Annotated in this window: 14 protein-coding genes; 8 read left to right on the forward strand and 6 right to left on the reverse strand. The window is 43.8% G+C overall.

Translation table 11 applies throughout. The features are described 5' to 3' along the window. Positions 1-391: 391 nt before the first annotated feature. The 7 genes from VZ94_RS04475 to VZ94_RS27970 all read left to right on the forward strand — a co-directional run bounded on the left by VZ94_RS04475 (position 392) and on the right by VZ94_RS27970 (position 6,013). Complete coding sequence (locus tag VZ94_RS04475; RefSeq protein WP_052700212.1) at positions 392-1,132, forward strand: all3515 family Zur-repressed PEP-CTERM protein; 741 nt, start codon at positions 392-394, stop codon at positions 1,130-1,132. A gap of 283 nt (positions 1,133-1,415) precedes the next feature. Next, complete coding sequence (locus VZ94_RS04480) at positions 1,416-1,907, forward strand: Fur family transcriptional regulator (RefSeq protein ID WP_045778321.1); 492 nt, start codon at positions 1,416-1,418, stop codon at positions 1,905-1,907. A 674-nt stretch (positions 1,908-2,581) separates the two neighbouring features. Beyond that, positions 2,582-2,860 carry a c-type cytochrome gene (locus VZ94_RS04485; RefSeq protein ID WP_045778322.1) on the forward strand — a complete coding sequence of 93 codons (279 nt, stop codon included), beginning with the start codon at positions 2,582-2,584 and terminating at the stop codon, positions 2,858-2,860. A gap of 13 nt (positions 2,861-2,873) precedes the next feature. Continuing rightward, on the forward strand, positions 2,874-3,662 hold the full coding sequence (locus tag VZ94_RS22215; RefSeq protein ID WP_052700213.1) for an FAD-dependent oxidoreductase: 789 nt from the start codon (positions 2,874-2,876) through the stop codon (positions 3,660-3,662). A 32-nt stretch (positions 3,663-3,694) separates the two neighbouring features. Further along, the gene (locus VZ94_RS22220) at positions 3,695-4,390 is read left to right on the forward strand and encodes an FCSD flavin-binding domain-containing protein (protein WP_052700214.1); all 696 of its coding nucleotides are present in this window, start codon (positions 3,695-3,697) and stop codon (positions 4,388-4,390) included. Between the two features lie 71 nt (positions 4,391-4,461). Then, positions 4,462-4,977, forward strand: coding sequence for a PhoD-like phosphatase N-terminal domain-containing protein (locus tag VZ94_RS27965; RefSeq protein WP_239649628.1), 516 nt, complete (start codon positions 4,462-4,464; stop codon positions 4,975-4,977). Positions 4,978-5,005: 28 nt separating this feature from the next. Continuing rightward, positions 5,006-6,013, forward strand: a complete 1,008-nt coding sequence (locus VZ94_RS27970) for an alkaline phosphatase D family protein (RefSeq protein ID WP_239649631.1) — start codon at positions 5,006-5,008, stop codon at positions 6,011-6,013. A gap of 74 nt (positions 6,014-6,087) precedes the next feature. Here VZ94_RS27970 and VZ94_RS04500 read toward each other — a convergent pair whose 3' ends face one another. The 5 genes from VZ94_RS04500 to VZ94_RS04515 form a co-directional block, all read right to left on the reverse strand. Beyond that, the gene (locus VZ94_RS04500) at positions 6,088-9,612 is read right to left on the reverse strand and encodes a DEAD/DEAH box helicase (protein ID WP_239649629.1); all 3,525 of its coding nucleotides are present in this window, start codon (positions 9,610-9,612) and stop codon (positions 6,088-6,090) included. A 98-nt stretch (positions 9,613-9,710) separates the two neighbouring features. Next, positions 9,711-10,355 carry a DEAD/DEAH box helicase gene (locus tag VZ94_RS27975; protein WP_239649630.1) on the reverse strand — a complete coding sequence of 215 codons (645 nt, stop codon included), beginning with the start codon at positions 10,353-10,355 and terminating at the stop codon, positions 9,711-9,713. Positions 10,356-10,405: 50 nt separating this feature from the next. Next, positions 10,406-10,918: a DUF3455 domain-containing protein gene (locus VZ94_RS04505; RefSeq protein ID WP_045778323.1), complete on the reverse strand. Its 513-nt coding sequence runs from the start codon at positions 10,916-10,918 to the stop codon at positions 10,406-10,408. Continuing rightward, positions 10,915-11,619 carry an SDR family oxidoreductase gene (locus VZ94_RS04510; RefSeq protein ID WP_045778324.1) on the reverse strand — a complete coding sequence of 235 codons (705 nt, stop codon included), beginning with the start codon at positions 11,617-11,619 and terminating at the stop codon, positions 10,915-10,917. The genes VZ94_RS04505 and VZ94_RS04510 overlap by 4 nt, the downstream gene beginning before the upstream one ends. 265 nt (positions 11,620-11,884) lie before the next feature. Then, entirely contained in the window at positions 11,885-12,241 is a 357-nt protein-coding gene (locus VZ94_RS04515; RefSeq protein WP_045778328.1) for a cupin domain-containing protein, read from the reverse strand. Between the two features lie 150 nt (positions 12,242-12,391). Between VZ94_RS04515 and VZ94_RS04520 the strand changes: the two genes are divergently transcribed. Further along, positions 12,392-12,787 carry a PilZ domain-containing protein gene (locus VZ94_RS04520; protein WP_045778325.1) on the forward strand — a complete coding sequence of 132 codons (396 nt, stop codon included), beginning with the start codon at positions 12,392-12,394 and terminating at the stop codon, positions 12,785-12,787. Here the strand turns inward: VZ94_RS04520 and VZ94_RS04525 are convergent. Further along, on the reverse strand, positions 12,788-13,239 hold a 452-nt coding region (locus tag VZ94_RS04525; protein ID WP_275575129.1), incomplete at its 5' end, for an AAA-type ATPase lid domain-containing protein.

The raw sequence follows: 13,239 nt of genomic DNA on the forward strand, positions 1-13,239 counted from the left end.
GATGCTGTCGGTCAATACGCCGCTTGCGTCATTCCGCTGCTTTGCCAAGTGTTCAGGTGGTGTATCCAATGTGCGGTTAAGGTCATGCATTATCCTCTTCAAAAATTTTGAGAATAACGGTTCTGAACTTATTAGAACAGGTGGTTTGGTTGAGCGCTTACAGTTTGCCTAGACTATCCCATCCTGAATATCGATTAAGTTAAACAAAAAACGCAATTAAGTTGCAATAAAATAAAAGCCCGTCATATAATGCAATTAAGTTGCATTATATGACGGGCTTTTATTTAAGGCCTCTGTGCTTATATTCGGTGCGTAACCTATTGCAATGAGACCAAAGTATACAAATACGTTTGACTTATTTATCGATTAAACCACTTTTAATGGAGATTTTATGAAACGCCTTATTATTGCGTTTATGTTCTTGTTTAGTAACATGACATGGGCAGGACTTTCAGAATATTACATAGGCCTCGACACTGCCCCGTTAGTCACATCAGGGGATTACACAGGACTTCCTAACCCAAACAAATCCAGACTAACTTTTCTTTTAAATCATGGCGACCATTTTCACGGTATCGGCCGTTTCGATTATTCAGGAGTTGTTGGTGAAGAACGAATAGTACCTACAAATACCAATAACCGCTTACCTGAAACCTACGCTAACTTACCACCATTACCGTTGACTGCAGGCGAAGGCGAGCTTTATTTGGGAAAATTAGTAAGTAAACCCAGTGACTTAGAGTATAGCCGTTTGCAAATCAGGGCAATTAGCTCGCTAAAAGACGCCCCTGTTGGCAGTGATGCCGAAATTCTTTATAACAGCAGCAATAAACGTTACGCTAATTCGTTGGCAAATGCGACCATCGCATTGCAGTTGGTTTCTAAGTCCGAGGGTCTTAATATCGGTACGAAAAAACAAGTCCATATTCTGAAATACCCAGGAGACTTCGTTATTATTAAACCTAAGGGAACAGAAAAAATGAACTTTACCCCAGTGTTTTGGACAGAGGCTAATGCTGAAGTCGGTACCTATTCCGCCGAGTTTAGGTTATTGGACATATCAGATGAAAATAAGAGTCGCAGTCTTCCATCCGGTACTTTTAATTTTGACTTTGCAGTATCACCACAATAAATCTTCAGTCCATCTCATCACTTCTGGGTCAAGGATGACCCTAATCCCATTGATTTAACGCTTACTGTCACAATAGACGACCGTTCAAAAACTCACTAAGACCTTAGCCCATAATTGTCTATTTAGTACTGCCCACCTTCGCCACAGCAATGATGCATTTGGTATTATCAAGATAAGATTGCTATACTAAATTTTTGGTCATGCCTATAGCTATAAACCTAGCTGCGCATATTCACCATCAGTAGCACGAGTTTTTATCCCTCAACCGGCTGGAGTCGAACTCATGACAAATTCAGGACAGCTCAATTCAAATAAAGTCACACAAAGGATTTGGTCAGACAAATTAAAAGAGCATGGCTTGCGAACAACAAAAGCAGCACTAAATGTACTAGAGGTTCTCGATAGCGTGAACACACCGTACTCGCATGATGATCTGGCTCAGCTTATAAACTTACGCTCTAATGGCAAAATAATTATCGATAGAGTAACGCTTTATAGAATATTAGACAGATTAGTGCATTCGGGTATGGTGCGTAAAATTCAGGGAGCAGACAGAACCTGGCGCTTTATGCTTAATAACCATTCAATATCCGGTTATTTTGAATGTGATAACTGTCATACATTCGTCGCATTGCCTGAAGATCCCGATATTCCCAAGTTACTCCACACTATAAACCAACGTCTATTAACTCAAGGAATTCACAGTAGTGAACTGGCAGTAACAGCGCATGGAATCTGCCATGATTGCGATGCCACACACAATCATACGTTATAAACACCTCTTACCTCACTCAGTTAATTTTTCAGTTATTAAAATCCGCCTCCAAAAACCGAAAAATGATAAACACCTATACAGGCCGTGTCGGCAAAAATAATATTCAAATTAGCAGTCGTGCGATTTGACAGGCGACACCAGGGTATATTAACCCGCTGTTTTACGACCATTGGCTTTACTCCTTCCCCATTCTTTACGATAAACGCATGACTGATAATCTAACTGCGCGCGTTTCCAACATCTTAACTTTTAGTATTCCAGCGTGATTGCTCTTGACCTTGGTGTTCAAAAGTAAGCGCTCTTCAACTGCGTTAGCAAAGGTTAACACTTGTCTAAACGCCTACTCCGCAGGAATACAGGTAATATTCAGCTTGCTATCGCTATCCCTCGCTATGGGCGGCTCAAAAACCATGAAATACCATACTGCAAAAAAGGTATTGCCTGCAGTTTTTTTCAAACAAAAATTGCAGGGTTATTAGGGCCATATTTAACACTAAGCCTTAGTAATTGATTTATACATCAACACAATGGGGCGCCTCACCTACAAACTGTATTTATATCCCCATCCCACATCCAGTTGGCACATAAAAAGCATAAGAGCGTCAGAATATTCTAATAAACCTGACCATTAATGGGTCAGCACAAACCTCTGCAACCAACCACTCAGGATTTCTATGAAAAACATATTTTGGCTATTGTTGTTTTTTTGTAGCGTTGCCCTAGCCCAACCTAATGGTGAGTTATTAGCCTCGCAATGTTTCCAATGCCACGGTTTTAACGGTCATTCAAAAGGGGAAATTGATTCAATCGCGGGTGAATCAGCCAGCGATTTGTACGGAGATTTAAAGGAATTTCAGAATAATGGCAAAAACGACATTATGAGCAAGCAATCGCGCCTTTACACTGACGAAGAGCTAAAGGCCATCGCCATCTACTTCTCAACTGTTAGATAACTTGGAGACAACAATGGATAGAAGGTCATTTATAAAATCGATAGGACTTGGCGCAGTTGCAACGAGCGCTCCACTGACCGCCACAACAGCTAAGGCAGCATCTAGCGTTTACAAAATAGCCATTGTCGGTGGTGGGTTTGCCGGAGCATCTATCGCGAAATACCTAAAATTATGGGGGCAAAACCAAGTCGAAGTTACTTTACTGGACGCCAATACCAGCCATGTCTCTTGTATTCTGTCTAACCTGGTGCTTAACGACCAAAAAACCTTAACTAATTTAACGTTTCCACTTAGCAACACTGCGTCTAAAAATCACTTTATCTTTAAGCAAGGTAAAGTTACCGCGATTGACCGTACCAACAAACAAGTACTTGCTACGGCTAAAAACAGTGGATTTACCGTAGATTATGACAAACTTATCTTAGCACCAGGCATTGATTTTATTTTTCCCAATGGCATGAATCCGTCACTACCAGACTTGAGTACGCCAATACCACATGCCTGGCAAGCTGGCGCGCAAACCACAAACTTGCGAGACCAACTAAAAAAACTACCATCCGACGGCAGTGCTAAAGTCATCATGACCATTCCCAAAATGCCTTATCGTTGTCCACCTGGACCTTATGAGCGCGCGTGTTTAATTGCAGACTATTTAAAAACTCGCAAAAGAGGCGGTAGTCTCATCGTGTTTGACGCCAACCCAGGCATCATGCTGAGCCTATCAATTTTAATATTGCTTTTACTCAATATTACCCAAACATTATCCAATACATCCCTAACCAATCAGTTTTCGAGGTCATAGCAACTACGCAATTCGCGAGTAAAAGCATAACGGTGACAGACGGTAGCAACTACCGCACCGAACAATGCCATTTATTGAATGTCATCCCTAATCAAAAAGCGCCAAAGCTTTTATTTGAGGCGGGCTTAATCGATACCGCTAATAACAAACTATGGGCTGGCGTGCATGTCGATACCTACCAATCGTTATTCGACCCGGACATTTATGTTATCGGTGATGCTCACGATTCTAACCAACCCAAAGCCGGACACATCGCTAATTCCGAAGCGAAAGTCTGCGCCGATGCTTTGCTGAGAAATCTTGGTTTACGTCCGCCAAGAGTGATGCCTGATGAAGCGCCCGTTACTAATTCCGCCTGCTATAGTCCAATTACAGCCAGTAAAGCTTCATTTTTAACTACAGGCTTCCGTTACGATATGAACGCAGACAAAATGGTACGCGTAGATGCCTCATTCGGCGAAGCAGAAACCATTAACTCGGATAACTACAAAATGATGTTAGCGTGGGCGAATAATTTGTTTGCGGAAGTTTTTTTGAATGTAAGGCGCGGTCAACTCTATAGTTTGACCGCTCCCACGCTCCGGCGTGGGAATGGTGCCTTGGCCGCTCCAGCGGCCCTTCACCACCCGACGCTGGAGCGTCGCGAGCTGCATTCCCACGCCGGAGCGTGGGAACGTTCCGTAACCTATTGTTTTTGTATCACTGTTGCGTTTTTTTCACTGAACTGACATACAATTTTAATAGCGCAGTCAAATCACTCATGTTTACTAGGCTTTCTAATAACACTATCGAGAAGGTCATGAAAACTTTATCTGCTTTATCGTTGGCATTCGCCACACTTTTGCTGGGACAATCTGTTAACTTGATGGCGGCTGAAAAAGCAAGACAATTAACGATGCCAAGTGGCATTCAATTCGGTGATTTAGATCATGGTAATGTCATGGTTTGGAGCCGTAGCAACCGTGATGCGCGCATGTATGTCGAGTATTCCGTTAACGAAGATTTTACCAATTCGACGGTTGTTCGTGGTCCTTATGCGCTTGGCAATACCGACCATACGGCTAAATTAGAATTAATAGGCTTACCGTTAGGTAAAGATGTTTTTGTTAAAGTTTGGTTTGAAGATTTAAGCAATCAACGAGTAAAAAGCAAACCTTTAACTGGGCATTTTCATACGATTAGCAACAAAGACGATATTCGCTTTGTTTGGGGTGGTGATACTGCCGGTCAAGGTTGGGGTATTAACTTAGAGTTTGGCGGCATGAAAATTTACGAAGCCATGCGCAAAGTCAATCCACAATTTTTTCATTCATAGCGGCGACAATATTTACGCTGACGGCGTTATTCCTGAAACCAAAACCGCTGAAAATAACTTAATTTGGACTAATGTTGTTACACCCGAAGTGTCAAAAGTCGCTGAAACCTTAAAAGAGTTCCGTGGCCGTTATAAATATAATCTGATGGACGTTAATGTTCGTGCGTTCAATGCCGAAGTTCCGCAAGTCTGGCAATGGGATGATCATGAAATTGTTAACAATTGGTCAGATAGCAAAGACTTAAGCACCGATACGCGTTATACGGTCAAAGACGTGCCATTATTAGTGGCTAGAGGCGCGACGGCATTTAATGAATTCAGCGCACAACGTCCACATGCATCAGAAGAAAGCGGACGCATTTACCGTAAAATTTCCTACGGCCCATTGTTAGATGTGTTTGTGTTAGATATGCGTAGCTACCGTGGTCCTAATACTGCAAATTTACAAACTGAGCAAAGCGCTGAAACGGCATTTTTAGGCAATGAGCAAGTTGCTTGGTTAGAAGAAAACTTAAAAAACTCGACGGCAGTATGGAAAGTCATCGCTGCAGATATGCCAATTGGCTTGAATGTCGGTGACGACCCGGTAAACAATCCGCCACAACGCTGGGAAGCCATTGCCAATGGTAATGATGGCCCTGCTTTGGGCCGTGAGTTAGAAATGGCTGGCCTGTTAAGCTATATCAAAAAAGAAAGCATTAAAAATCTTGTTTGGTTAACTGCCGACGTTCATTACGCTGCGGCGCATTATTACGATCCAGAAAAAGCGCAAACTAAAGACTTTAACGGATTTTGGGAGTTTGTTTCGGGTCCTTTAAATGCTGGTTCGTTTGGCCCAAATTCAACAGACGGAACATTTGGTCCACAAGTTGTTTTTTATAAAGCGCCACCCGCTGGTCAAGTAAACTTATCACCTTATGCTGGCTTACAATTCTTTGGTGAAGTCAATATCGATAAGAACAGCAAAGAAATGGTTGTTGATTTGAAAGATATTAATGGCGATTCTGTGTACAGCAAAACTTTAATTGCTGAATAATAACTCAACGTACTAAGGCGGTTTACTGGCGCGAAACCACCCTACGCAGTAGCCGCCTGGACACGTCCAGACGGCTACTGCACCACCCGCCCAACCATTCTCAACAGCCATTGCTTGAATTGCCATTGTTCCGTTTCAGCAATATCAGTTAACCATTCGACTCGCCCTTGCTGAGCGTAAGCAATCGGTACACCGTTTTTATAAAGTATACGGTATTTGCTTTGCGCCGGTAGGCGTTTTCCAGGCGTGATAATACCGGTTAAATTTAACGGGTCCGCACTGCTCAGTACGATAAATTCTGTTTCGTTCGCTAGGTCGCGGTTGCTTTTAAGTTGGTTTATCGCTTCAGGTAATGCAAATTGCTCACCGGCAAAACCCTGCACAAAACGACCGCCACGCACTTCACCGCGCGCTTCTAACCGTCTATAAACATAGAGTAAATCTTGCCAGGTTGGCACTATATCCTCGGCCTCTAATAGCTTTCTGAACACTACACCATAACGGCGTAATAAAACCTTAGCAATATATTCGGCATGTTCATGCCGCTTAGCACGGTCTTGTTCATAAGCGCGTAAGATAAACCAGCGCCCTACCCCTGAAAAAGGTTGATAACCGCGATAACGCTTCATTTTTCTATGTTGCACCGATTCTGGCACAATCAGCGTGCGCAAACCTTGATAATGATCGGCACTGATTAAACCATTCGCAACCAGCTCGCTGAGTGCTTCAGTAAGCTGGGCCGATAATAAACCGGTTTCGGCTTGTAGGTCTTCAATAAAACTCGCACCGTGTGCTTTTAGCGCATTAAATAACTTAGCGGCTGTAGCGGATAAGCCATTGCCATCTTGTGTAGGCATAGGCGCGTAATAGCGCCAATGCGCTAAAGACGCTCTAGGGATAAAATTTATCGCAGTCGTTTTCGCGATTGGTTTTTTGGGTTTATCGGTTGGATTAGGTGTTGCTGAAATAAGCTTTAACCAAAGCAATCGACCCGAGCTACATAATTGGTCTAACTCAAGCGTCGAATAAGGCTTTATTCTTGCCGGTAAAATCGTTTGCTCCCAAGCCGACGCGGGCGCGCTAATGCCTTCTAGCTGTAATAAGCGCTGCTCTAAACTATCCTCTGTCGTGAACGAGCTAATACGTTGCCAAGCAAATAAAAAACGCATAAAACTTGCGCTTGAGACCGGTTCTATTTCGGCGCGTAGTCGTTGTAGGCTTAAACGATGCATACGCGCCAACAAGCCGCGTTCACACCATTCTGGTTCTAAAGTGGTTTGAGTGTAGCGGCCTTGCATCGCATACCCTTGTTGTTGTAAACGCAATAGCGCTTGCTCGACTAAATCAACCGGGGCGTTGATGGAAGCTGCCAACGCCGTTGCAGTCACCGGCCCTAAGCCTTCTAAGCGACTACGCATTAACTCGGTTAATGCACTAAGCATGTCATTCGCTTCATTATTTAGCACAGGCTTAATAACCGGCCTTAACGGAGCATCAGCGTGTAACCATAATATAGTTTGCAACCGTTCCGCAGCGACCCAAATCTTAACGTCTTCAGCAATTTGCATAACCGTCGCGCGCTGGCTATTGATTAACGGCGTTAATAACGTTTGCCAATGCTGGGCTAAGGCTTCTGCTTCAGTGATAAACCCTAGTATCACTAAAGCATCATGTAATTCGTCAGATGTATTGGCTTTCGGCCATGCCTCTAAGCGCACTTGCTCAATGGCTTGGCTGCGCAATTGCCCGCTATCGGCAGCGCTTTGTATATCAAGCGTGCGTGGTGACTTAACCGCTAAGGTACGACGCTCTTCAGCGGGTGTATCATCTAAAAAGGCATAAGGTCTGGCATTAAGAATTTCTTGCGCCAACGCGGAGGGCTGGGTTAATTCGCGGGTAATAACACTAATTTGGCCTTGCTCTATACGCGCTAAAAGCTGTTCTAAGCCTGTAATATCCATTAAGTCATTTAAACAATCGGCGAGTACTTGATTAACCAAAGGATGCTCTGGAACTTGCCTATCGCCTGGGATATTTTCAAAACACGCCAATTGGTCAGGAAAAATCACCGCGATTAAATCTTCCGCATCGTTACGCTGAAAATACGCCGGAACTTTTTTGCCCGCGCGGTTGCGTGGAATAGCTAGCGAAATATTGGCTACCCAGCGCCAGCGCGTTGCAAACATAGGCGCGGCCAGCAAAGCTTGAATCAATACCTGACGAACACTAGCGGCTTTTAGATAATGCGCCGGTTCAATTAACGGGAAACTGTGGGTAGCGCTTAACGATAAAATAATACAGTCTTCGTTAGCGGCGGCTTGTAATTCAAAATTAAATTGTCGGCAAAAGCGTTTGCGTAACGCCAGCCCCCAAGCACGGTTAATCCTCGAACCAAACGGCGCATGAATGACTAAATGCGTATCGCCCACCTCATCGAAAAACCGCTCAAACACAATCACCTGCTGTGTCGGTAATTGGCTTAACGCCGCTTTGCCCGCCGCTAAATAGTTTAGTAATTGTTCAGCCGCTGGCAGTGGTAACGCTAACTCTTGTTGTAAATAGCGTTCAGCCACTACAAGCCCTTGTTCTAAACGTTTATCCAGCTCGGCACGAAACTGTGATACGGCGACGGATAATTCATCAGTTCGCCCTGGCGACTCACCAAACCAAAACGGAATCGTCGGCGGTAAACCGTGCGCATCTTCAACAAACACTCTACCTTGCTCGATTTTTAACATCCGGTACGAGGTATTACCCAGTTGAAAAATATCACCGGGTAAGCTTTCAAAGGCAAAATCTTCATTTAACGTGCCGACGAACAAGCCTTCAGGTTGCATAATCACATCGTAATCGAATTGGTCAGGGATAGCACCGCCGTTAATAAGCGCCGTTAAACGGGCATTTTTTCGTGCGCGTAGCTGACCGTGTACCGCATCTCTATGCAAATAGGCGCTACGCCGACCTCGCCGAGTATGAAAACCATCCGCAAGCATTTTAACGACGTCAATAAATTGCTCATACGATAGTCCTCGATATGGCCAGGCTTTCGTTATGACCTGATATAAGCCTTGCTCTGACCATTCTTGGCTGGCAATTTCGGCAACGATTTGCTGAGCTAAAACGTCTAGCGGTTGCTCGATAAGCGTTATCGCATCAAGTTCGCCACGACTAATCGCCGCCAGCATGGCTGTGCATTCGACTAAATCATCCCTAGACAGCGGAAATAATCGCCCTTTAGGTATCGCTTTTAATCGATGTCCAGAGCGCCCTACCCGTTGTAACAGTGTGCTAATCGCTTTAGGCGAGCCTAGTTGACACACTAAATCAACATCGCCTATATCTAAACCGAGTTCTAGTGAGGCTGTTGCAACCAAGGCTTTTAACTGGCCTTGTTTTAGCCGTTGTTCGGCATCTAGGCGATGTTCTTTGGCTAAACTACCATGATGTGAGGTCACGCCATTATCGCCTAAACGCTCAGCTAACGCGGCTGCCACGCGCTCGGCCATGCGCCGGGTGTTAACAAAAATCAGCGTAGTTTTATGCGCAAGTATTAATTCCTCTAACCTATCATACACTTCGCCCCAAACCTCATTCGCCATGAGTGCAGCTAACGGTGTTGACGTGACTTCTATCTGTAAATCTCGCTGTCGGCTATGCCCAGTGTCGATAATCGTGCGCGGGGATTGGTCATCGCCAATTAAAAATTCGCAACCGCGCTGATAGGTTTTTGCGTGGCGGAAATGCCTATGCGCACAGGTGGTTGGGCGGTTAATCCCTCTAAGCGCGCTAGCGACAAGCTTAAATGTGCCCCGCGTTTGTTACTCGCTAACGCATGAATTTCATCAATAATCACAGTACGCACAGGACTTAATAACTCACGCCCTGACGCTGAGCTTAACAACACATAAAGCGATTCTGGCGTCGTCACTAAAATATGTGGTGGATATTTTTTCATCGCCGTGCGCTCGGCTGACGGCGTATCGCCAGTACGCGTTTGAGCGCGAATCGCAACATCGGCTAAGCCTAATTCCAATAGCGCAAAACGTATTCCCGCTAAAGGAATGTCGAGGTTTTTATGAATATCGTTGGCTAAGGCTTTAAGCGGCGAAACATATAGCACTTGCGTTTCATTCGGTAAACCTGTTGTTAAACCTTGACGTAATAGTTGGTCTAACGTCGCTAAAAACGCTGCTAAGGTTTTGCCAGAACCTGTAGGCGCGGCAATCAGCGTTGATTGCCCCGACACAATCGTTGGCCAAGCGCTAAGCTGTACGTCAGAAGGTGCTGAGAAGGTATTTAAAAACCAACGCGCTGTTGCGGGATGAAAGTAGTCTAAAAGCATAGCAAAGCTGGTTTATCTGCATATAGAAAACCAGCGCGAGTCAACATTGATTAATCGTGATTGGGTTGATAGAAAATATAATCCGCGCTATAGCTTACCCCTTTTACCAAACCTAAGTGATTGCTATCACAGCCTGTTATCGGTTTTAAACCACCGACAGTATTGACTCGATTAATATAAGATGTCGTGCTTAATAGGCCATGACCTTGTTGTTTAACCACTTTCAATAATAACCAAGGTATCGAAACCGCTTTAGGATCAGCCATTTCTGCAAGCAATTTGGCTTTAACATAACCACCTGTATTGTCTCGCCAACTAGGTCCTTGACTATGTGTGCCAATCAATTGTTGCTGGCGATACAGTTTTGCTTCAGGTTTGACAAACTCCCACGCATAAACGCCAGCCGCTACTGTACATTGATAAAGCTGCTCGCCTTGCGCATGTAAGGACAGCGCTGAATGCTGCGCTAGCGGTGGTTGAATCGCCTCAGGAACGCTTAACGTTTGCGCTTCTGCTAGAAAAGCGCTGAAGGTTAATAGAAAAATAGTAATGCATTTATTCATACAGACTCACCAAGCATGACACTGCCGTCATATTTAATAAAACTTCCAGATTGATTCATTGTGAAGCCAGCAATGACTTTACACATACCCGCCACGCTGACCTCTGGGTTAATCAAAGCATGAGGGCCGCCCATATCGGTAAGCACCCAACCAGGATGCAGTATTAAAATACCGATACCTTGGGGTTTTAAATCGATAGACAAACTTTTCATCACCGCATTTAAACCCGCTTTGCTACTACGATACATTAAGCTACCGCCACTGGTGTTATCGGTCATGCTACCCATTAAACTGGTCACGTTAGCGATGCGCTTTTGCTGCCCTCGTTGTAAATGGCTTAAAAATGCTTCGGCCATTTTCACGGGTGCTAAGGTATTGATGCGTAATGTCTCTTGCCATGTTTGATAATCGATATGACCAAACCGGCTCGCGGGACTATCGCCATAAACACCGGCATTATTGAGCAAAACGTCAATCGGGCTATTGCTTAACTGGCTAGCTAACGCATCGATTTGGGCAAAATCAGCCACATCTAACGGTAAAATAGTAATACCCTGATATTCTTCCGCTAAAGCTGATAAGGCCTGTGCTTGTTCAGGCTGCCTGGCACAAGCCAATACCGTCCAGCCCTCTTCAGCATATTGTTTACAAAATTCCAAGCCTAAACCACGGTTAGCGCCCGTGATTAATACTGTTGCCATAATAATTACTCCTCTGTTAAATTCTCACGGTAGCCTAGAACACGCTTACTCATCATGGCTACGCACTTAAGACGGGACAGCTAAAGTGAGAACAACGTCATCTCGGCTCGGCAACTGCTCCTGCGTTGCTCTAATACATGCCATCCTTGGCATTAAGGGATTACCGAAATCCAGGACACAGGGATGTGTTTGAAGCTTTGCCATCCATGGCGACTGGATTCCGGCAGTCCATGCCGGAATGACGGTTTAGCTCAACTGACTATAATTAAATCTGTCCTGCTTTAAGTTGGTAGCCCTCATCATAAAACACCACCAACCAAAGCGTTTCTTGTTCTGGTGTTGTCCATGCCACCCTATGTTTTTGATGCGCGGCTATTGTTAAATAATCGCCAGGGTTTAATTCAATAATGCCTTGCTCAAATTCAAGATGCGCTTGACCTTTAAGCAGCAAAACCCATTCAGTTTGCTCTTGGTCATACCAAAAATTTTCCGGTGAATGATGACCTTTGGAGATAATGCGTTCGATTTTAATCGTTGATGTTTCAGCCAATGTTTCAAAGACTTCGTGTGGTAATGAAGATGGAATCAGCTGAAATAAATTGCGGATTAGTGAATTAGTCATTAAGTTATTTATTGATTTTTTAGCAGTATTCAATTCATAGACTAGGATATAAAATGAAAATCTTGATTTTGTTTCATCTTGACGCTGAATTCAATCTACCGCAAGATATAAGCTTACCTCAGTCGCAACGTAACCGCTTAGGCATTCTTTATGACAGATTCCAAAAACGCAACGGAATTAACCGATATTCTCAACACAGAAAGCCAACTCAATGATATTAAGAATACTCGGGTGGCTACCCGTTTTGTTCGTCAAGATATTTCAGTCTTTATAGCATCTTCTGGAATATTGGGCTTTAGCAAAAATCAATTTCAAGTCAGTTTATTAGATATTACCAGTAAAGGCGTGTTAATCGCGACTGACCAAAAGCTGGCTATTAATAAAAAAATTAAACTCACTTTGATTTTTAAATCAGGAAAATCGTTTGAAATCGATGCAACTGTCGCGCGTCATACTAATAATGAATACGGTATTAAATTTGACCAATTTAACAATGCCCTCGGCGATTATTTAATCGAAACCCAAGACAAATTAGTCTTTAAATAATCAAAAATACTTTTTGATTTTATACCAGAGCGAGCGCTCGCTAATCGCTAATAATTGTGCCGCCTTAGCTTTATTATCGCCAGTTTTGTTCAACGCCTCTTGAATTAAGCGCTTTTCAAGCTGCTCAACTTGTAAGTTTAAGCCTGTATCTAATAAGTTTTGCTGCAGGGTAGGCGCTTGCTTGGTTTGCTTATCTTCTAAAATATCAGCGGGTAAATGCTCGATTTCAACCGTCTTGCCACCACTTAATACGATGGCACGCTCCATCATATTTTCCAGCTCACGCACATTGCCGGGCCACGGATAAGCCATTAAACACTGCTCAGCATCTTGTGCCATGCCTTGATAACCAAAGCCAAATTCGCGTGCATGTTTATCTAAAAAGAATTTGGCTAACGGAATAATGTCTTCACGCCGCTCACGCAAAGGCGGTAATATCACGGTAAACACAT

It is taken from the genome of Methylocucumis oryzae (assembly GCF_000963695.1).
Classification (GTDB): domain Bacteria; phylum Pseudomonadota; class Gammaproteobacteria; order Methylococcales; family Methylomonadaceae; genus Methylovulum; species Methylovulum oryzae.

What these genes read in the sequence shown, in the direction of transcription:
- VZ94_RS04475 (WP_052700212.1), top strand. Translation starts at nt 392, where the DNA reads ATGAAACGCCTTATTATTGCGTTTATGTTCTTGTTTAGTAACATGACA.
- VZ94_RS04480 (WP_045778321.1), top strand. Translation starts at nt 1,416, where the DNA reads ATGACAAATTCAGGACAGCTCAATTCAAATAAAGTCACACAAAGGATT.
- VZ94_RS04485 (WP_045778322.1), top strand. Translation starts at nt 2,582, where the DNA reads ATGAAAAACATATTTTGGCTATTGTTGTTTTTTTGTAGCGTTGCCCTA.
- VZ94_RS22215 (WP_052700213.1), top strand. Translation starts at nt 2,874, where the DNA reads ATGGATAGAAGGTCATTTATAAAATCGATAGGACTTGGCGCAGTTGCA.
- VZ94_RS27965 (WP_239649628.1), top strand. Translation starts at nt 4,462, where the DNA reads ATGAAAACTTTATCTGCTTTATCGTTGGCATTCGCCACACTTTTGCTG.
- VZ94_RS04500 (WP_239649629.1), bottom strand. Translation starts at nt 9,612, where the DNA reads ATGGCGAATGAGGTTTGGGGCGAAGTGTATGATAGGTTAGAGGAATTA.
- VZ94_RS27975 (WP_239649630.1), bottom strand. Translation starts at nt 10,355, where the DNA reads ATGCTTTTAGACTACTTTCATCCCGCAACAGCGCGTTGGTTTTTAAAT.
- VZ94_RS04505 (WP_045778323.1), bottom strand. Translation starts at nt 10,918, where the DNA reads ATGAATAAATGCATTACTATTTTTCTATTAACCTTCAGCGCTTTTCTA.
- VZ94_RS04510 (WP_045778324.1), bottom strand. Translation starts at nt 11,619, where the DNA reads ATGGCAACAGTATTAATCACGGGCGCTAACCGTGGTTTAGGCTTGGAA.
- VZ94_RS04515 (WP_045778328.1), bottom strand. Translation starts at nt 12,241, where the DNA reads ATGACTAATTCACTAATCCGCAATTTATTTCAGCTGATTCCATCTTCA.
- VZ94_RS04520 (WP_045778325.1), top strand. Translation starts at nt 12,392, where the DNA reads ATGACAGATTCCAAAAACGCAACGGAATTAACCGATATTCTCAACACA.